Origin of the sequence: Actinoplanes sp. NPDC049802, from assembly GCF_040656595.1 — a bacterium.
Taxonomy (GTDB): Bacteria; Actinomycetota; Actinomycetes; order Mycobacteriales; family Micromonosporaceae; genus Actinoplanes.
The window spans coordinates 1-18,046 of the sequence record NZ_JBFAMR010000010.1; the positions used below are offsets into that span (position 1 = coordinate 1).

The 18,046-nt window shown below is 69.4% G+C and carries 18 protein-coding genes and 3 pseudogenes; 12 read left to right on the plus strand and 9 right to left on the minus strand.

Going from position 1 to position 18,046, the window contains the following annotated elements:
• Positions 1 to 538: 538 nt before the first annotated feature.
• Positions 539 to 1,477, minus strand: a complete 939-nt coding sequence (locus AB0I88_RS09750; RefSeq protein WP_361020676.1) for a nitroreductase/quinone reductase family protein — start codon at positions 1,475 to 1,477, stop codon at positions 539 to 541.
• Between the two features lie 434 nt (positions 1,478 to 1,911).
• Between AB0I88_RS09750 and AB0I88_RS09755 the strand changes: the two are divergent.
• Positions 1,912 to 2,717: pseudogene (locus AB0I88_RS09755) on the plus strand (Tn3 family transposase).
• 143 nt (positions 2,718 to 2,860) lie between these two features.
• On the plus strand, positions 2,861 to 3,532 hold the full coding sequence (locus tag AB0I88_RS09760; RefSeq protein WP_361020678.1) for a hypothetical protein: 672 nt from the start codon (positions 2,861 to 2,863) through the stop codon (positions 3,530 to 3,532).
• On the opposite strand, the gene AB0I88_RS09765 is transcribed toward AB0I88_RS09760, so the two are convergent.
• The 4 genes from AB0I88_RS09765 to AB0I88_RS09780 all read right to left on the minus strand — a co-directional run bounded on the left by AB0I88_RS09765 (position 3,511) and on the right by AB0I88_RS09780 (position 7,619).
• A complete protein-coding gene (locus AB0I88_RS09765) occupies positions 3,511 to 5,004 on the minus strand; it encodes a hypothetical protein (RefSeq protein WP_361020680.1) in 1,494 nt (497 codons plus the stop codon). The genes AB0I88_RS09760 and AB0I88_RS09765 overlap by 22 nt on opposite strands.
• Positions 5,004 to 5,339, minus strand: coding sequence for a helix-turn-helix transcriptional regulator (locus AB0I88_RS09770; protein WP_361020682.1), 336 nt, complete (start codon positions 5,337 to 5,339; stop codon positions 5,004 to 5,006). Before AB0I88_RS09770 ends, AB0I88_RS09765 begins: the two co-directional genes overlap by 1 nt.
• The gene (locus tag AB0I88_RS09775; RefSeq protein ID WP_361020983.1) at positions 5,336 to 6,376 is read right to left on the minus strand and encodes a site-specific integrase; all 1,041 of its coding nucleotides are present in this window, start codon (positions 6,374 to 6,376) and stop codon (positions 5,336 to 5,338) included. Before AB0I88_RS09775 ends, AB0I88_RS09770 begins: the two co-directional genes overlap by 4 nt.
• A gap of 382 nt (positions 6,377 to 6,758) precedes the next feature.
• The gene (locus AB0I88_RS09780; RefSeq protein ID WP_361020684.1) at positions 6,759 to 7,619 is read right to left on the minus strand and encodes an IS3 family transposase; all 861 of its coding nucleotides are present in this window, start codon (positions 7,617 to 7,619) and stop codon (positions 6,759 to 6,761) included.
• Positions 7,620 to 7,963: 344 nt separating this feature from the next.
• Between AB0I88_RS09780 and AB0I88_RS09785 the strand changes: the two are divergent.
• The 4 genes and pseudogenes from AB0I88_RS09785 to AB0I88_RS09800 all read left to right on the plus strand — a co-directional run.
• Positions 7,964 to 8,278: pseudogene (locus AB0I88_RS09785) on the plus strand (helix-turn-helix domain-containing protein); the annotation flags it as partial.
• Positions 8,279 to 8,333: 55 nt separating this feature from the next.
• Positions 8,334 to 8,576, plus strand: a complete 243-nt coding sequence (locus AB0I88_RS09790) for a hypothetical protein (RefSeq protein ID WP_361020997.1) — start codon at positions 8,334 to 8,336, stop codon at positions 8,574 to 8,576.
• Positions 8,577 to 8,792: 216 nt separating this feature from the next.
• Positions 8,793 to 9,092, plus strand: a complete 300-nt coding sequence (locus tag AB0I88_RS09795; RefSeq protein WP_361020686.1) for a hypothetical protein — start codon at positions 8,793 to 8,795, stop codon at positions 9,090 to 9,092.
• Positions 9,093 to 9,203: 111 nt separating this feature from the next.
• Positions 9,204 to 10,493: a PQQ-binding-like beta-propeller repeat protein gene (locus AB0I88_RS09800; protein WP_361020688.1), complete on the plus strand. Its 1,290-nt coding sequence runs from the start codon at positions 9,204 to 9,206 to the stop codon at positions 10,491 to 10,493.
• Here the strand turns inward: AB0I88_RS09800 and AB0I88_RS09805 are convergent.
• Positions 10,490 to 11,599, minus strand: coding sequence for a DUF4037 domain-containing protein (locus AB0I88_RS09805; protein WP_361020690.1), 1,110 nt, complete (start codon positions 11,597 to 11,599; stop codon positions 10,490 to 10,492). The two genes, AB0I88_RS09800 and AB0I88_RS09805, sit on opposite strands and share 4 nt — an antisense overlap.
• Positions 11,600 to 11,687: 88 nt before the next feature.
• Between AB0I88_RS09805 and AB0I88_RS09810 the strand changes: the two genes are divergently transcribed.
• Together AB0I88_RS09810 and AB0I88_RS09815 are read left to right on the plus strand one after the other, a co-directional pair.
• A complete protein-coding gene (locus tag AB0I88_RS09810; RefSeq protein WP_361020692.1) occupies positions 11,688 to 11,993 on the plus strand; it encodes a recombinase family protein in 306 nt (101 codons plus the stop codon).
• The gene (locus tag AB0I88_RS09815; protein ID WP_361020694.1) at positions 11,990 to 12,148 is read left to right on the plus strand and encodes a hypothetical protein; all 159 of its coding nucleotides are present in this window, start codon (positions 11,990 to 11,992) and stop codon (positions 12,146 to 12,148) included. Before AB0I88_RS09810 ends, AB0I88_RS09815 begins: the two co-directional genes overlap by 4 nt.
• Before the next feature lie 62 nt (positions 12,149 to 12,210).
• Here the strand turns inward: AB0I88_RS09815 and AB0I88_RS09820 are convergent.
• A pseudogene (locus AB0I88_RS09820) lies at positions 12,211 to 12,683 on the minus strand (dihydrofolate reductase family protein); the annotation flags it as partial.
• Between the two features lie 375 nt (positions 12,684 to 13,058).
• Here AB0I88_RS09820 and AB0I88_RS09825 point away from each other — a divergent pair.
• From AB0I88_RS09825 to AB0I88_RS09835, 3 genes are read left to right on the plus strand one after another with little or no spacing between them, the layout of a single operon-like run.
• Positions 13,059 to 13,619, plus strand: a complete 561-nt coding sequence (locus tag AB0I88_RS09825) for a hypothetical protein (protein WP_361020696.1) — start codon at positions 13,059 to 13,061, stop codon at positions 13,617 to 13,619.
• Entirely contained in the window at positions 13,612 to 13,944 is a 333-nt protein-coding gene (locus AB0I88_RS09830) for a transcriptional regulator (RefSeq protein ID WP_361020698.1), read from the plus strand. The genes AB0I88_RS09825 and AB0I88_RS09830 overlap by 8 nt, the downstream gene beginning before the upstream one ends.
• Positions 13,931 to 14,374, plus strand: coding sequence for an SHOCT domain-containing protein (locus AB0I88_RS09835; RefSeq protein ID WP_361020700.1), 444 nt, complete (start codon positions 13,931 to 13,933; stop codon positions 14,372 to 14,374). Before AB0I88_RS09830 ends, AB0I88_RS09835 begins: the two co-directional genes overlap by 14 nt.
• A gap of 97 nt (positions 14,375 to 14,471) precedes the next feature.
• Here AB0I88_RS09835 and AB0I88_RS09840 read toward each other — a convergent pair whose 3' ends face one another.
• Positions 14,472 to 15,446 carry an aminoglycoside phosphotransferase gene (locus tag AB0I88_RS09840; RefSeq protein WP_361020702.1) on the minus strand — a complete coding sequence of 325 codons (975 nt, stop codon included), beginning with the start codon at positions 15,444 to 15,446 and terminating at the stop codon, positions 14,472 to 14,474.
• Entirely contained in the window at positions 15,415 to 16,296 is an 882-nt protein-coding gene (locus AB0I88_RS09845; RefSeq protein WP_361020704.1) for an EamA family transporter, read from the minus strand. The genes AB0I88_RS09840 and AB0I88_RS09845 overlap by 32 nt, the downstream gene beginning before the upstream one ends.
• Before the next feature lie 69 nt (positions 16,297 to 16,365).
• On the opposite strand from AB0I88_RS09845, the gene AB0I88_RS09850 reads away from it, so the two are divergent.
• Positions 16,366 to 17,259, plus strand: a complete 894-nt coding sequence (locus AB0I88_RS09850; protein ID WP_361020706.1) for a LysR family transcriptional regulator — start codon at positions 16,366 to 16,368, stop codon at positions 17,257 to 17,259.
• Positions 17,260 to 18,046: the final 787 nt, after the last annotated feature.

Below are 18,046 nucleotides of genomic sequence, written 5' to 3' on the forward strand. Positions count from 1 at the left end.
CACCCGCAACGGGTGTTCTCACACCCACTACGGGTGTCACGTTCTCCGAGCACACATCGTCCAGCACGCCGGCCCTCCGCCCACCAGACGACAGGGCGCCGGGGTGGCAGGGCGGCGGGGCGCCGGGGTGGCAGGGCGGCGGGGCGCCGGGGTGGCAGGGCGGCGGGGCGCCGGGGCGGCAGGACGTACCGTTGGTGTGCTGTGGGCGCCTGCCCGGCGGGCAGACGGGGCTGAGCGATTCGGGCCACGCACGCGGGCCTGGCGTGGTCGCTCACGAGTGTCACAGCGGGGCTCGGCGGCACACCGTCGGTGCGCTGTGCGCCCCGCCCGCCGAGCGGGCGTGCAGGCGGGCGGGGCGGGCGACTTGGCCAGCAGGGTCAGGACTGCCTCGGCACCGTTGAGACAGCACCCACGAACAGCCCAGCGTGCCGACCTTCGCCAGCACGCCGATCGCGTCCAGAGCGGTTCCGGCTGATCGTGGATGCTGTATCGAACGATCCGAGACGGCACTCACAACCAGCCGGAACCCCGCCGTGGCTCAGGCGCCGTTCAGCACCGCAATCAGCTCCCGCTCCTCATAGTCCAGGTGCTTCTCCAGATCCCCGGTCAGCGCATCCACCGCCACCACCAGCGCCTCCCGCGACAAACCCGGATCCGTTACCGCCGACCGCAACCGGCCCAGCAACACGGCCACCACCTCATGCTCGGCCCGCAATCGGCCGATCGCCGGACCCAACTCCGGAAAAGCACGCTCCAACCCCGGGAACATGCCCTCGTCCTCCCGCACATGATGACCGTGCAACGCCGCACACAGACTCAGGCAGTTCACCCGTAACTGAGCGCCCACCACCGGACCGGAACCCGCCACCTCCGCCCGGATCAACGCCAGCTCCCGGCGAAACGCGTCATGCACCACCCGCAACGCCTCACCCGGCGACGACGCGTTGAACCGGGGCGGCCCCGGATCCCCGGCCGCCTCCAGCGCCACCACCGGCAGCACCCGCCCCGACTGCCGCTCATACTCGGCCCAGCCCGGATCCTGCTCGACCGCACGGGCGAACGCCTCGTCCCGGGCCGCCCCGGCCAGCACCGTGGCGACCGCGCGATACGTGAACGCCCCGTCCTCCACCGTGACCGACCGGTCGGCCACCAGATTGTGGAACCACGCCGGATGCCGGGCCGAACCGCCGGCCGACCCGATGACCAGAATCCGCTCCCCGTCCGGCAGATAGCCCAGCGGAACCGTGTGCGGCCGCCCGCTGCGGGCCCCGATCGTGGTCAACAGGATCAGGCGGGCACCTTCGAACATGCCGCCGACACGGCCGTTGTTACCACGGAACTCATCGATGATGCTTTCGTTGAAATCGCTCAAAATGATCCGCTCTCGGAGTCGTGACCTGCAGAAACCGTAGGTACACGACAACAGCGAAGGGCCACGGGCGGCAGCGGGCGACCGTGGCGGCCACCGGGCGCTCACGCGTCAGCCGGGTGCCCCACTCGGTAATGGCCCAAGGCCGACCCGGCAGTCACGACGCCCACCCTAACGGATCGGGGGCTGTCGGCGAAGCCGTCCTTTTTGCACTTGACTGTGGGGTGCGGCTTGCCGCACCATCTCTAGGCCATCCTAGGATGGCACTGTTGCACGCAGACTGCCTGGGCGGTGAGCGTCAAAGCGGGTTGCGGGCTCCCTCGACGCACTGACCCAGCGTCAGCATGTACTTGTCCCGGTCGGCCCGGCCCTTGAGGGCCAATGGCAGTGGATCCGGCGGCGAAGAACCGCCACAGGTGCCGAAGGTCGCAGGCGTAGGACACCAACGTGTCCGGCGAGCAGTCCCGGGCCGCAAGGAACCGGAGAAACCCCGCCACCACCTCGATCGGCTCGCGGCCTCATCGAGTAGCTCAACCTGGTGCATGCCGTTCTCACCACGACGCTTGCTGACCCGCACGACCACCTCCGCAACCGCCCCTGCTGGACGATGCGAGCGACCGCCCGCATCCAGCAACGGGGCACGAGGTGTCCAGGTAACTACATACGTGCTCTTCGGGATCGTCACCTTGCTCGGCTTCGACTACCGGCCGGTACTCGCGGACCTACCGGATACCAAACTGTGGCGCGTCGACGCCCGCGCCGACTACGGCGTACTGGATAAGGCCGCCCGCGGCCGGGTCGACCTGGACAAGATCCGACGGCACTGGCCGGACGTGCTGCGGGTGATCGCCTCGGTGCACACCCGGGAGATCTCCGCGCACGACGTGATCCGGGTGCTGCAACACGACGGCCGACTCACCGATCTGGGCGAGGCGATCGCGCACTACGGGCGCATTTTCAAGACCTTGCACGTGCTGACCTTCGCCGACGATCCGGACTATCGCCGGCACCTCAAGGGAATGCGTAAGCTGCAGGAAGGCCGACACGGCCTGGCCAGCACGTCTTCCACGGCCGCAGGGGCGAGTGGTACCAGGCGTACCACGCCGGTATGGAGGACCAGCTCGGTGCGCTCGGGCTGGTCCTGAACTGCATCACTCTGTGGAACACCCTGTATCCGGACCACGCGTTGGACGCGCTGCGCGCTGAGGGATACCCGGATACCCGGTGCTGGACGCCTCTCGGCGTACCAGCACAAACACATCAACGTGCACGGCCACTACACCTTCGCCCTGCCGGAGCTGGACGGTGCCCGCCAGCCGCGCGCGACCCCGATGCCGTCGAGGAATAGCCACCTCCGCGTTCTGGGGTGCCCGACTGGCAGGGTCGTGTAATCAAACTGTCTGGAATTCGCGGCGGGTGGCCGTGACTGAAGTGACTCTTGGTGAGATTGCTGGGGGGTCGGGGAAGTGCAAAGGCTCGTCGAGGTTAGATGTGCCGGTGACGGTTCATGACGTAGCGAGTGCCCTTCCAGACATCGCGGTGCTTCGCCAGCGGTGTCAAGCGTTGGCGATGTTGGACGCGATCATGAGCCCGGAGTGGGAGTCGCGGTACTACTCGTTCGATTCTCGGTGGGCGCCGGGCGAACAGATGGCGTCGATGCGAAACGGGTCGGGTGACGCCTGGTCGATCGTGTTCTCGTCGGCTGGCGCATTCATTCGGGGCTTCGACCACGAGTCGCCGATGAGTCCTGCCAACAACGACGACGAGCTGTGGCCGGGGCTGGTCGACGCGGTGCCGGAGGTCTTCTCGGGTTGTGTCGCTGAGCCCGCGTTCAGCTTCGATGGCACGCTGGAAGCGACGGTGTGCCTGTGGCGGCAGCAGGAGGACGACCGGTGGCATGCCGGGGAGCTGGACTTTCCCGCAGGTGATGACCCCGATGGGGCTAACAGGCTGTTCCAGGTTGTCGTCGAAGGCAGCCCGGTGGCGTACCAGCGCTTCGCAGAGGACTACTACGAGACGGCCGTCGATGTGGAAGGGGTCGGCGAGATCTTCGCTCTGCACCCCCTGACCGACGGCCTGGTTCGCCGCTTGAATCCCGATCTTGTGGTGGCCGATCTCGCGGAGGACCTCGCGGAGATCGGTTACCCCTCCCGGCCGGTGTAGCGGTTCCAGGTGCCGCCAGCGGCGGCGTGGTGGCGTTGGGTGGTGGTGTGGTGGAAGCCGAGGGCCTGGGCGATGACCGGTGCCGGGGCTTGGAGGACGAGTTGGTGTAGTGCGGCGAGGCGGCCGGGAACGGTAGGGACGCCGAGGTCGCGGATGAGCGGGGCGATCGTGCGGGTGGTCAATGGCTGGCCGGCGCGGCGGCCGGGGAACAGCCAGCGGGCGCCGCGGTTGGTGGCGGTGCGCATGTTGGTGCGCTGGTCACGTAGGGCCAGCAGTAGTTCGGCGGCGGGTTCGGGGACCGGCGTCGGTGGGTCGCCGAGCCGGAGCAGGACATCGGGGCCGGTGGTGTCGATGTCGTCGATGGTCAGGCGCAGGATGCGGCCGAGTGGCTGGGCGTAGAGCAGCAGCAGGATCGCGGCGACGCGGGCGCGGAGCTCGCCGGTGTCGTCGGTGATCAGCTTGCGGAGCAGCCCGATGCGGCGGTGCTGGGTGATCGGGGATTGCTGGCCGGATCGGTGCGGAACAACGTGTAGCCGTGGCATGTGCCCGGCGTGGGCGGCCCAGGTCAGGAACGGTTTGAGGAGCTGTCGTTGATGCGGCCGGTGGGTGACGAGCCAGCGGTCCAGGTCCTCCTGCCGGAGCCGGGCGAGGGTGAGTCCCTGCTCCTGGATTCCGGCGAGGAAGTCGCCGACCCGCAAGACCTGCTGTCCGAGTTCGTTGCGGGTGCGGCTGCTGACGGGACCGCGGTCCGCGCGGCCGCGTAGCCAGGGCAGCAAGTGCCAGGTCGTGTACTGGCGCAGCAGCCGGCGTTGTTCGACGTCGGTGATGGTGTCCAGGTGCTCGATCAGCCATCGCTCGAATAGCAGGATCTGCTTGTCGATCAGGGGCAGGACACCGCACTGCATGAGGAGTTCCCGCAGGTGGGCCGCTGCCCGCCAGGGTTGCAGGCGGTGGAACGCGTCGTGGCTCAGTTCGATGTCGCCGCGGCCCAGACCTCGTAGCAGATCCGCCGCCGGGGCGGAGCGGCCGTGCCGGGAGGAGACCCAGGACAGGCCGGTGAGTGGGTTGTCCATGCTGGTCAACAGCTCGGCCAGGGGCACCAGCTCGGGGCGGATGCGGCCGGTGCCGTCGTCGAGGAGTTCGGCGACGCGCCGGGTGAACGTGCAGCGGGTGCACCGGCGGCCGGCGTGCAGCTTGCCCTCCTGCCCGCACTCGGCGCAGGCGAGCGAAGTGAAGAATCCGGCGCAGCCGGTGCAGATCGGAGCCTGGTCCTCGGTGCGCCGTCCGGCCAAGACCCGGTCGTTGCCGCAGCCGGGGCAGCGACCGTGGGTGCGCAAAGCCCGGTCCTGGCAGGTGCGGCAGATGTGCCCGTCGGGCCAGCGTGTCGCGAAGTTGCCGCGCCGGCCGCAGCGGGCGCAATCACGGACGAACCAGCGTTCGTACTGCTCGGCGGTGGCGTAGGGGCGGTCCATCAGTCCGGGCGCACGCGGGCCCGGCGGGGCCGGACCGCGGCCAGGTCCACCGGCGCCGGGGCGTCGCCGGCGACCGCTTTGCGCGGGGCGACGTTGGCCGCCGTCGTGACGACCAGGTCGGCGGGGGTGACCTCCAAGATGTCGCACAGCGCGGCGAGCACTGGCAGCGACAGCCGCTCCGGGGTGCCGGCGACGAGGCGGTGGACCTGGGAGGCGGACAGCTCGATGCCGCGCTCGTGCAGCAGCGGGACCAGTTCGGTGGCGGTGAACACGCCGCGGGCGGCCATCATCTCCCGCAGCCGCCATCGGTAGCTGACCTGGCGTTTCATGCTCATTGCGCCCTCCGTGCCGGTCGTAGTGCCGCGTTCATGGTCGCGTCGAGAGCCTGCCGCAGCGTGCGGGTGCGAAAGTCCGACGACACGCAGGTGTAGATCGCCGTGGTGGAAGCATGTTCGTGTCCGACCTGCTGCTGCACGAACAACGGATCCCAACCGGCCTCGATCAGATGGGTGACATACGCCCTTCGCAGCGAGTGGAAATCGAGCCCGGCGTCCAGGCCAAGCGCGTCGCGGTAGGCCGACAGCCGCGCGTTGAGCTGGGCCAGCCCGACCCGCGGCGCTCGTTCCGAGGGCCACAGCGCCGGGTTGCCGTCGACGGCCAGCAACGGCCGGATCTCCTCGACCCACTCGGCGAGGATCTCCGGCACCCACGCCCAGACGGTCAACACGCTGCGCCGTTTCGGCGCCGAGTCCTTCATCGCCTTGCCATGGCGCACGTAGAGCACGCCGTACTCGCCGAACTCGTCGGCGTGCGGGTTGCGACCGAAGTCGACCACGTCGAGCATCCGGGTCTCGTTGCGCCGCAGCCCGTACCCGTAGGCGACCTTGAACAGGGTCGCGTCACGGAACGCCGGCAACCAGCCCTTGCGCCCAGCCGCCCGGATCCGGGTGACCTGCTCGTCGGCGTAGTCCAGCAGGGCCTGCATCTCATCGAGCGTGAACGCGCGCTTGGCCGGGTCGCCCTCGGCCGCGGCGACGTGGACTGCGGCGTTCCACTCGTGGACCACCTGCACCGGGTGCGTACCGAAGCGCTTCTCGCACTCGCCGACCCAGCCGTAGGCCGGGTCGGTCAAGTACGCGCAGAACAGCCGGACCGCCTCCTGGTAGCCACGCAGCGTCGAGCGGCGCACCCGGCGCACGGCCCGCAGATCGGTGCACCACTCGTCGACCAACTGCGGAGTCCACCGCCACGGCAGCGCCTGCGCGTGCTCGGCGAACGCCCGCACCGACCGCTGCCGGCTCTCCACGGTGCCGAAGGACAGGTTCCGCGCGAGCTGCTGGTTACGCCAACCGTCAAGCATCGCGGTGAACACCTGCTCGTCCGGTCGCAGCAGCCGGACACCGTCAGCCAGTTGCAGGACCGCCGAGCCCGGCGCGACGCGTTCTACCTCCACCGACAGTGACCTCCGACCACTCGCATTGGATGCGAGATCTTCGCATCCAATGCGACCTCCTTGTCAAATATGCAGGTCACGAGGGGTGGATTCGCACCCCTCGTGGCAAGAGGCCGCATCCGCGGGGTCTACAGTCAGCGAAACCGCTACTCACGCGACCAGCAGCGCAAACCTCGGCCACAGTCCGTACGCAGACTGGCTTGTATTCGCATCAAATCGAATACGCGGCGGTTGTAGTCCTGGCGGAAAAATCAACGGATCGGAACCTGTCAAGTCAAGTGGGACAGTTTCTTGATTTTGTTTAGCTTTGTGCTGCCGGAAGGCTCGCCGCTGCCGCGGCGGTGGCCTGTTCGAGGTCGTTGTCGTCGGGTTTGTTGATCCATGCCCGGTCCGGCAGACGCGGCGGCTGCGGACGGCGGCGCCCGAACCGTTCGGGGTGCGCGGCCCAGGCGGCGTCGAGGGTGCGTTGCCGCTGTTGGCGGATCTGCCCGGCGGTGCCATGGTGCACCGACGCCGGGGTGTGCAGGCCGATCCCGGAATGCCTGTGCTCATGGTTGTAGTACGTGTAGAACGCCTCGCAGTGCTGCCGGGCGTGCTGGATCGACCCGAACCGCTCCGGGAACGTAGGGTCGTACTTGAGGGTCTTGAAGCTCGCCTCGATGAACGGGTTGTCGTTGGAGGTCTTCGGCCGGCTGTGACTACGGCCGGTCTTCAGATCGGTCAGCAGCTGAGTCACAGTCTTGCTCGTCATCGCCGCACCCCGGTCGGCGTGCACGATCAACTGATCCGGGTTGACGCGTTCGCGGGCGGCGGCGTCGGCGATCAGCGCCTCGGCGAGCTGGCCGTCCTCGTAGGCGGCGACCAGGTACCCGACGACGTAGCGGGACCAGATGTCAATCACCGTGTACAGGTGGAACCACACGCCTTTGACCGGTCCCCGCAGTTTGGTGATGTCCCAGGACCAGACCTGATTCGCCGCGTCGGCGACCAGCTCGGGCTTGGTGCGGGCCGCGTGCGTGGCCTGGGCCCGGCGTTCGCCGGACTGGCCGGCGGCCCGCAGGATCCGGTACATCGTGGACTCCGAACACCACCAGCGGCCCTCGTCGAGCTCGCGGGCCCACACCTGCGCCGGCGCCAGATCCTGGTATTCGGGCCGGTTCACGCTCGGCGTCGGACAACGCCGACGGCGGCGGTCTGCGCGGCGTGCGCGGCTTCGGCTCGGCCGGTGGATTGCGGCGCCGGTAGAGCGTCGCGCGTGACAGGCCGGTCAGCCGGCACGCGGGCGCAACACCCCACACCTCGGTCAGCGCCTGCTGCGCCTCGGCGAGGACGGGTTCGGCATCGGCGCGGCATCCGCGCTCTCGGAGAGCAGTTCCAAGAGCGCGTGCGCTTTTCCCATGATCTGCAACGCAGTCTCGGTCTTACAGAGGTTGAATCGTTGAGTTGATCTATGGGTGGTCGGCGTGTTGGCGTGACGGGTGTCGATCGCTTCGGTAGGCCGGAGGGATGAGGTATCCCGATAGTGGTGGTCTGACCGCGCCGGCGCGGGCGAAGCGGGAGCAGGTCCGGAGGCAGGCGGCGGACTGGTTCGCCGAGGGTGTGCCGGCGGCTGAGGTGGCCCGGCGGCTGCGGGTCTCGGCGACCGCGGTGTACGGCTGGCAGCAGCGATGGCGGCAAGGCGGGGTGCAGGCCTTGGCCTCGAAAGGCTCACCGGGCAGCCGGTGCCGCCTCGACGAGGAGCAACTACGGGAACTGGCTTCGCTGCTGGACGAAGGCCCGGCGGCGCACGGCTTCACCGAGGATCAGCGGTGGACTCTGGCCCGGGTGGCGGACCCCGGCGGCGTCGCAGATCACCCGGGTCGACTACTCGTGGAAGATGCTGGACCCGCCGCCCACCGGCACCACCTACTTCGTGCAGCTGTGCCAGGCGAGCGGCTCGTGCGTGACGGTGAGCCCCGGCACCGCGGTGTCGTCCTGGAACGGCATCACGACCGCGTTCAACAACACCCCGGCCAACCGCAGTTTCACCTACAAGGTGACGATCAGCTCACCGACGAACATGTTCATCACGCCGCGCTACGGCAGCAAATACGACATCACCGTCTGGTACAACTACTGATCAACTCAAAACGCTGAACTCTGCGGCCGGCAACGTCATAGCGTGAGGAACGGGCCGGGCACACCGAATGCCTCGGCCCGTTCCACCACGAATACGCAAGTGACGACAAAAGGAGCTTCAGCGGTGAGTATTTCAGGATTCGGAACGCCCCGGACCACATCGGTGTCATCCGGGCCCGACATCAGCGCAGCACGCCCTACGCCGAAAGTCGACGACATGTCCACCAGGCCGCTCAAGCTGCTGACAGCCAGCGATCTGGACCTGATCGAGAAGGTCACCGGTGAACGTGTCGACCCCGACTCCGGCCTGGCGCCGCCGTTTGCCATGGAGATCGTCATGCGACGGCAGAGCGGATACCTCGCCCCCGGTCAGGAGGTCACCGGGGTGGTGCTGAAGGACATGTCGCGTCCCTACGAGGTGAACAAAGATCCTGACAACCCGATCGGGCCGTACCTGGACAAGGCTCTGGCCTACCTGGCCTCGATCGGCCGGACCGGGGTCGACGTGTCGGCATGACCGTCACCCGCCGTGAGACTCGCGGCGCAACGTAGCACTTCACCCAGGCGGTGAGAAACAGTTCCGCCAAGCGTCCGGATGAGGCGGGCCGGGCAACCTAGCCTGCCGGATATGCGTACCACGCCGGGACCGCTGGGACTGATCCTCACCGCTGTCATCGCTGCCACCGGCGGCAGCCCCGCCGCTGTGGCGAGCCCGCCACCGCCGACCGCCGACTGGGTGCAGGACGGCCACGACGCCACCCACGACAACTTCAACCCCAGCGAGTACCGGATCACCGCTGCCACCGTCGGCCGCCTGGCGCAAGGCTGGTCGGTCACCACCACGCAGCGCCGCGACGGAGCCTGCTCACGGCAGACCCCGCCCGTCGTGGTCGGCTCCCGGCTGGTGCTCACCGACCCCGGCGGCGTCGGCGCGTACGACGCCACCACCGGCCGCACCCTGTGGACACACCGGCTGACCAACCCGGCCGACCAGTTCCCGCCACAACTGGCCGCCGACCGCAGCAGCGTGTACCTGTTCCTGACCCCGTGCCGGCCCCCGGCCAGCGCGCCGCCCGGCACGGGCGGCGCCGGCCAGAGCGGGGAACTGGTCGCCCTGGACATCGCCTCCGGCACGGTGCGCTGGCGCACCACGGTGCCCACCGCCGCCGGAAACCTGCTCCTCTCGCACGGTGTCGCCCTCGTCGGCGGCAGCGACGGCACCGACATGGGCACCTGGGCGTTCGACACCGCCACCGGCCGGGCACGCTGGCACCGGCTCGGCGTGATCACCCAGCAGTGCGCGGCCGACACCACGATCCTGCTAAGCCGCCCCTACCGGGGCGGAACCCTGGCCGCCGACATCAGCACCGGCCACACGCTCTGGCAGACACCCCGGGAGTGGCTGTGTCACGCCGCCGACCCGGCCGCCCGGCACCTGATCATCAGCGAGACCGACCGGGACACACCGGCGCAGCCCGGCCAGAACCCACCGATGCGGCTGCTGAAGGTCCGCGCCGACACCGGTGCCACCGTCTGGGCCCGCGACGCACTGATGGGACCGGTGGCCGTCGACCACGACCAGGTCTACGCCGCGGCGACCAAGAATGCCGGCCAAACCCTCGTCGCGGTCGACCTGGACAGTGGCGAGACCCGCTGGCATCGCCACCTCGGCTCCGTCCTGCCGTCGATCGCCGGCGGCCTCCTCTGGGGCAACTTCGGCGCCCCGACCGGAGAACAGAAACTACGCGCCCTCGAGCCCGACACCGGTGCCGACCTCGCGCTCCCGAGCGCAGTAAGCGCCGCCGCCGGGCTCGGTACCCCGGTCATCAGCCACGGACGGCTGTACCTCACCAACGGCACCGACACCCTCCGCGCGTTCACCATGCCGGCCACAGCCGACCCGACAGGTGCGTCTTAGAAACGATCGTTATCGGACGGTTCCCGAGAGACCGCGTCCATGATGTAGCGCGGCAGATCTCGTTGGCTCAGCACGTCGGTGCTGTCGACGTACTGGTCGACCGCTCCGACGGGCGGCAGTGCGGCGAGGGTGGCGTCGCTGACGCGCTCGAGCAGCGCGGTCACGAAGCGGGCGGCGTCGATGACTGGGTAGGGCCGGTCGAAGTACGGCCGGCGCGTCGGCTCAACCGGGTTCGCGAGGCCCAGCTGGTTCTGCCAGCGCCCGGCGACTTCGTACGCGGTACACAGCCCGGCCTGCCGGCGCGCGGCGTCACCGGTGCCCACGGCTTCGCGCAGCGCCGCGACGATCACCTCAATGTCGGGCAGCGCGGCAAACGCCGTACCCAGCCACTTGCTGTACGGCGGGTACTGGCGGGCGAGTAGCAGGCACAGCCGCATGACCTCGCGGGCCAGCCGCGCGGCGACCAGGCGGCTACCGAGATCGTCACCGGCTTCGGCGCTGCGGCCCACGAACGCCTCTTCCTGCGCGATGCGGGTCCACTGCGCGGCCAAGATGTACCGCCATACCTCGTCGGGATACCACCGCAGCCTGCTGCGTAGGTGGGTCAGCTCGCCGCTGTCGTCGTGAAAGACAGCGCCGCCGGTGGCTTCGGCCAGCCGCTGCGCCGGGATGGCCAGCCAGTCCAGGGCACTCATGCCGCGGCGGACGTCGAAGCCGAACTGACCGGCCGACCAGTTCGTCACATCGGTGATGTGCACCCGATGCGCCACTGGACCGGTGGTAGCCGCCATGACCTGCACCCGCGCCCCAGGCGGCTCGAAGTTGGTGGGCCAGCCGCAAATCTGTTTGGGCAACCGGGCGGCGAGCAACGCCGAGATGTCCGCACCGTGGCTGATGACGTCTTCGACCGACAGGAACAGTTCCAGCCGCGGCCCCCAATCGTGATCGACGGAGCGCTCGCTGTCGAAGCCGAGCACCTCCGACCCCGGCCCGATCCGCGCGGCGGCATGCGACAGACCGGGGTAGGCCCGGTCCAGTAACGGACGCACCGCTTCCAGGTAGAAGAGCCGGCACAGTGACAGACCAGGCATGAACGACGGCGGCACCCTGCAACCGTACGGATCACCGACGACCGCAGCCACTCGGTTACCCGCACAACGCCACGACCACCGGCTCAACCCGGGCAGCCCCGGGGTGACGCCGCAGGCGTGCCTGGAGGATCTGCGGCCCGGCGACACCTTGATCATCTGGAAGATCGACCGGCTCGGCCGCAACCTGCGCGACCTGGTCGACATCGTCGCCGTCCTCGAAGAACGCGGCGTCGGCGTCAAGTCACTGACCAACGGCATCGTCGACACCACCACCGCGCACGGCAAGCTCGTCTTCGGCATGTTCGCCCTCATGGCCGAATACGAAGCCGCCCTCGTCAAAGAACGCACCCTCGCCGGCCTCGCCGCCGCACGCGCCGAGGCCGCACCGGCGGCCGCAAACCCAAGATGACCTCCGCCCTGATCAACAAGGCGCGACGCATGTACGACAGCCGCCAGTTCACGATGGCCGAGATCGCCACCTCCTGCGGCGTCACCCCCATGACGATCTATCGCAACATCCGCACCGGCCACGCGACCGCGAAAGAGCCATCGCCGCGAGGCTGACCAGGCACGCTATGGCTTAGCGCCGGATCCACTGCCGTTGGTTCCCATGGGCCGGCCCGGCTCTTGCCGGCACCGAGCAGCACGGGAAACACGAGCAGGTTGTACTGGTCGATAAGGCCCGCGTCCGAGAGCCGCCGGGCCTGCTCCGCACTCCCGTGGATGAAGATCGCACCGCCCTCGCCCTGCTTGAGTGCGGCAACGTTCTCGGTCGAGCGCAGGATCGTCGTCGGCCCCACCCATCGACGAGGGCATCGTCAGGCAGCGTGCTCGACACCACGTACTTTGGCAGAAACTTGTAGCCGGCGTGGTCCTCCGCACCGGGCCAGACCGGTGCGAACGCTTCGTAGCTGCGGCGGCCGAACATCAACGCCGTCGTGTCGGTGAGTTCCTCGCCCTTCAGCGACCAGGCTTCCGGGACGAGTTCCAGGTCCTTCACCACCCACCCGCCGCGGCGGTGCCCCTCCCCCGGCCCACCGCCGGGCGAATCCACGACGCCGTCGAGCGACATGAAACCGGTGTAGACCAGGTCACGCATGTGCTGCCTCCTCGAACTCGGGCGGATCGCCGGGTCTACGCCAGATCGCGGCCACAGTTGCCGTCCTGGACGGAAACGACAGCGAGCCCGGAAGCATCGCGATGCGTACGGCAACGTTCGTCGGCCCTGTCGGCGAAGCCGTCGACTTGAGGTGCGGCTTGCCGCACTACCCCAATGGCATCCTAGGAAGATAGGTTATTGCTGGTCGCCGGGTGCCAAGCTGACAGGCGCCAGTTCATCGAAGATCGCGCTTGTCTTCTTGACGTCGGCCGGGTCGACGGCCCATGTGTGGCGAGGTCCGCGGAGTGGGGCATCGTGGTGTTGACGACATTTCCTCTGCATGGCAGAGTCCTCTGTCATGCAGAGGATTGAACCGTGATGTCACTCGATGAGCAGAAAGAACTCGATCAGCTACGGCTACGGGTGCGCGCTTCTCGCTGGGCCACCTCCGGCCCGCTGCTGATCTTCGGGCTTATGACCATGGCTTTCGCCGGTTACCTGGCGACGGTCAACTACTACTTCGTACCGGCACCACTGTTCTGGCCGCTATGCAGCCTTCTCGCCTTGCTCGCACTGTGGAGCGGCGATCGCATCCGACGCGATCGCACCGGAGTCGGTGAAGGCCGGTTGCCGTACGGGAAGGCCGCTCTCGTGCTACTCGCGGTGATTGCCGCCGGGAACCTCGTGTGGTTCTACCCGCTCATGAAGATGCTGCTGTGGCCGGCGACAATACTGACGATCATGGCGCTCGGACAGCGCAACAAATCACTGGCCCTGCGCTCCGGCATCATCGCCGGCGTGATGATCGGTGGCTGGTTCGCGGGATCCGCAGTGACCGCCGACTGGTACGACCCGCTCCTCATGGGTTGCGGTGGCCTCGCCCTGACGGTACTGGGTTTCGCCGAGCGACAGCGGGAGCGGAAGATCAGTGGCTGACCCGGCACCCCATCCCGCTCTCGAACTGGACGAGCGGGTGCACCAGAAGACCCGACTGGCGCTGCTCACCGTGCTGGACGAGGCAGGCCGGGCCGACTTCCCGTACCTCAAGAACCTTCTCGGCCTCACCGACGGCAACCTCGGCCGGCATCTTGAGGCATTGGCCGCGCAGTCGCTCGTCGACATCCAAAAGGGGCATGAAGGGCGCCGGCCGCGGACTTGGGCGGCGATCACGCCGGTGGGGCGAGCGGCTCTCGCGGCTGAGATGAAGGTCCTCGCCGATTTGCTGCAAAGGTTTCAAAGCACACGTAGTGGACAGCCCTAGCAGCGACACCGACGATACCCTGCGCGCCTTCGAGCAGATGGCCACCGCCTCGGCGATCGCACCCGGACGCGCCGAGATCGTCGCCGGCCGCGGATCCACCGACCTCGACGTCCGCAACTACGACGGCCCCTTCGTACACCTGCTGGGTGATCTTCACCTGACCGGAGCACAGTCGACCGATGTGGTACTCCCGGCCGTAGGCGCCCAGCTGTCCACCCCGGCGATTCCCGCAGCCCCGGCCACGCCCACACTCGAGGCCGCCCCCACGGCCGGCGGCGGAGGCGCCCTGATGGCACAGCTGGTGAAGCTCGGCGAGATGAAGACCGCCGGCCTGCTCACCGACGAGAAGTTCACCGCCGCGAAAGCGAAGCTGCTCGCCCAGCGGCCGGGTCACCGGGTTCGGCACACGAAGTGTGGTGGTGCGCCGTGAACCGGGGGTCAGTCTTCGCGCCGCAGCTGTTGCCACCGCTCGGTGGTGACCGCGGTGCTCCGGCACGGAACGGCCGACGACGATCACCCGCCGACGGTCAGACGGTGTCCGCCCAGTTCACGACGACCTCGAACAAGGGTGCACGGCCCGCGAACATCGACTCCCAGTCACGGGTGTCGTAGCCCTTGCCGCGCGGATGCGACCACGCCGACACCAGCATCCGCGGGGCCAGCCAGAAATACTTGGCCGCGCCGGTCAACCGGACCGCCCGCCGGGCCTGCTCCGGCGACAGGACGCCGGCCACCCCACGGACGTAGCCGTCGAGCACCGACGACAACACCGCCGGCAGCAGGGACACGTCGACGTAACCGTCCCAGAACGTGTCCAGCGCCAGATTCGCCGCATCCTCACCGACGGCGCCGGGCCCCGCGTACGCCCAATCGAACAAAACCATCCGCGGACCGGAACCGATCAGATTCATCGGCCACACGTCGTGATGGCAGAGGGTACGCGGCAGCGCGTCCGCGGCTTCCAGCAGCTCGTGCCGGCGCTGCCACAACCGGCGCAGACCGGCGCGCAGCGCCGGCGACCAGGCGGCCAGCGCCGCCGGATGATCCCAGTCCAGGTCGGCGGGCACCGGCTGGGCGAGCGTGTAGTCGCGCAGCCAGTCGCGGGCCAGCCAGTCGATCGCCGGCGGCCTCCCTGCCCAGCCGGCCTGCGCCACCCCGAGACGGTACGCGAACTCGCCCAGCTCACCGGCGCTCCACCGCATGCCGGGCGTCCCCTGCACGTCCTCCATGACGATGGCGACGCCACCGCCGGGCTCGCCGGAGATGTCGTACACCTCCGGCGCGGTGATCCCGGCGGACGCGAACGCCGTCGCGGCCAGTCTCGTCTCGTACGCCAGCGGTTCCCGCCGCCAGTAGTTGAAGTGCCCGGGCTCGTCGCCGGCCGCCAGGTGCGGGGCCGCACCGTCGCGGCGCGGCGTCACCACCTTGCGCACGCGCCCGCCGACCAGCCGCCAGACGCCGCCGGTGACCTCATTCGCCGTGCTGTGCCGGAGCAGTTCCATGCCCGGAATTCTGCCGGACGGCGAGCACGTTCACCGCCACCACGACAGCGATCCCGGCCCACTCGTGCACCGCCAGCACCTGTCCGAGAAGGACCAGCCCGGCCAGAGCCGCGAACACCGGGTGAACGCTCATCACCACACCGAAATACCGCGCCGGGACACGCCGCAGCGCGATCAGGTCGGCGGCGTACGGGACCACCGAGCTGAACACCCCGGCACCGACCGCGCACAGCAGCGCCGTGCCGGTGAACCGGCCCTGCGCGACCAGGAACACCATCACCGGCAGGTACATCAGCGCCGACACGCTGGTCGCCGCCGCCGGCGCCTGCAGTCCGGGCAGCCGCGCCCCGAGCAGCCGGTTCAGCAGGATGTACGAGGCCCAGCAGCACGCCGCCAGCAACCCACAGCCGATGCCCACCCAGTCGCTGCCGCCCGCGGGCAGGACCAGCACATACACGCCGAGGCCGGCGCCGGCCGCGCACAGCAGGTCGAAGCGGCTGCGGGACCCGGCCAGTGCCACGGCGAGCGGCCCCAGGAACTCCAGGGTGACGGCCAGACCGAGGCCGATCCGGTCGACGGCCGTGTACAGCGACAGGTTCATCGTCGCGAACACCAGCCCGAGCAGCAGCGTCGGCCACCACTGTGCCCACGTGAACCGGCGCGGGTCCGGGCGGGCCACCGGCAGCAGCAGCGCCGCCGCCACGAACTGCCGCACCGCCACCACCCCGGCCGGGCCGATCGCACCGAACGCGTACGCCCCCACCGCGGCGCCCACCTGGTTGCTGGCCGCGCTCCCCGTCATGATCGCCAGCCCGCCGGCCGGCGAGGTGGACGTCGTCACCACCGTCATACCGGCAGTCTCCGGGCGCCCGGGCGGTGGCGAGAAATACGCCCGCCGACGGATCTATACGCTGCACGCATGGATCTGCAGCTGCGTCACCTGCGGGCGCTGGTCGCGGTCGCCGACACCGGCACGTTCACCGACGCCGGCGCCGAGCTGGGCGTCTCCCAGGCCGCGGTGTCACGGGCCATCGCGGCGCTGGAGGACGCGCTCGGCGTACCCGTGCTGGAAAGAACCACCCGCCGAGTGGCGCTGACGCCGACCGGAACCCGGATCCTGGCCGGCGCCCGCCGCATCCTCGACGAGATCGGCCACCTGCGCCGCCTCGCCGCGCCCCGGCACAGCGAACTGCGTATCGGCTACGCCTGGGCGGCACTGGGCAAACACACCCGCCGCCTGCAACGGGCCTGGGCCACCGGCCACCCCGGCACTCCCCTGGTCTTCGTGCACACCAACACGCCGAGCGCGGGCCTGAGCGACGGCACCGCGGACGTGGCCGTCATCCGCCGCCCCCTCGACGATCCCCGCTTCGCCACCGCGCTCATCGGCGCCGAGACCCGCTGCGCCGCGGTCGCCACCGACAACCCACTGGCCCGCCGCCGCACCCTGCACCTGCGTGACCTGCTGCGCTACCCGGTCGCGATCGACGCGCGCACCGGCACCACCACCCTCGACCTGTGGCATCCCGGCCCCGAGCCGCCGACGATCCGTACCACACACGGCGTCGACGAATGGCTCACCCTGATCGCCGCCGGCCAGGCCGTCGGCGTCACCTCCGAGGCCACCGCCAACCAGAACCCGCGGCCCGGCGTCGCCTACCGCACGCTGCGCCGGACGCCGGCGATCGACGTCTGGCTCGCCTGGTGGCGCGACAGCCCACCGGCCGGCCTCGGCGACCTGGTCCATCTCAGCCGCGCCGCTTACGCTTCGGGCCTTTCCGGCGGTACGCGTGACGCGCCCCCGGCCTCCTGATCGTCCCCTCCCCTCCAGCGGCCGTGGGAGACGCCTCAGGCTCGCCGAAACAGCCACGGCAGCCGGCTGGAGGGTTCCGGCTGGCCGTGGGAGACCACCTCAGGACGCTTGAGAGAGCGCTGACCCCTGCTGGCTCATCGATGAAGGCTCGCTCTCAGCGCATGTCCGGTCCGGCCCTGCTTTGCCAGGCCTCACGACGTGGGTGCGGGGGTAGCGGACACCGGACGTGGATCAGGGATTCAACGACCGGCGACGGCGACCGGCGACCGGTGTCGGCGGTCGGCTGTCGGCGACCGCCGGTGAAGATCCGTCCGTTGCGGTGGTTGCGCATGTAGACGGCATTGCGTGAACGGTGTGCTCGTCGCTGGGCAAGACCGGCGAAGTGACCCGGCCGGCCGGTGATGGCTCCTCGGCGACCGCTGCTGACGCTGCCCCCTGGACTCCAGCGTGTGGCACCGGCCGGCCGCCATACGCAACCACCATCACGTTCACCGGCAGGAGGCAGCGGACGTAGAAACGGATCTCCGTTCGGGAAGAGGGGACCCGGATCTCGGCTATCTGTGTTCCGCAGACGTGACACCCGCAACGGGTGTCGTCACACCCACTACGGGTGTCACGTTCTCCGAGCGCACATCGCCCTGCACGCCGGCCCTCCGCCCTCCGCCCACCGGACGCAAGAACGACAGGACGCCAGGGCGCCGAAGTGGCAGGGCGGCAGGACATCGGGGGGCGCCAGGAGCCAGGGCGCACCGTCGGTGCGCTGTGGGCGCTCGCCCGGGGACAGACG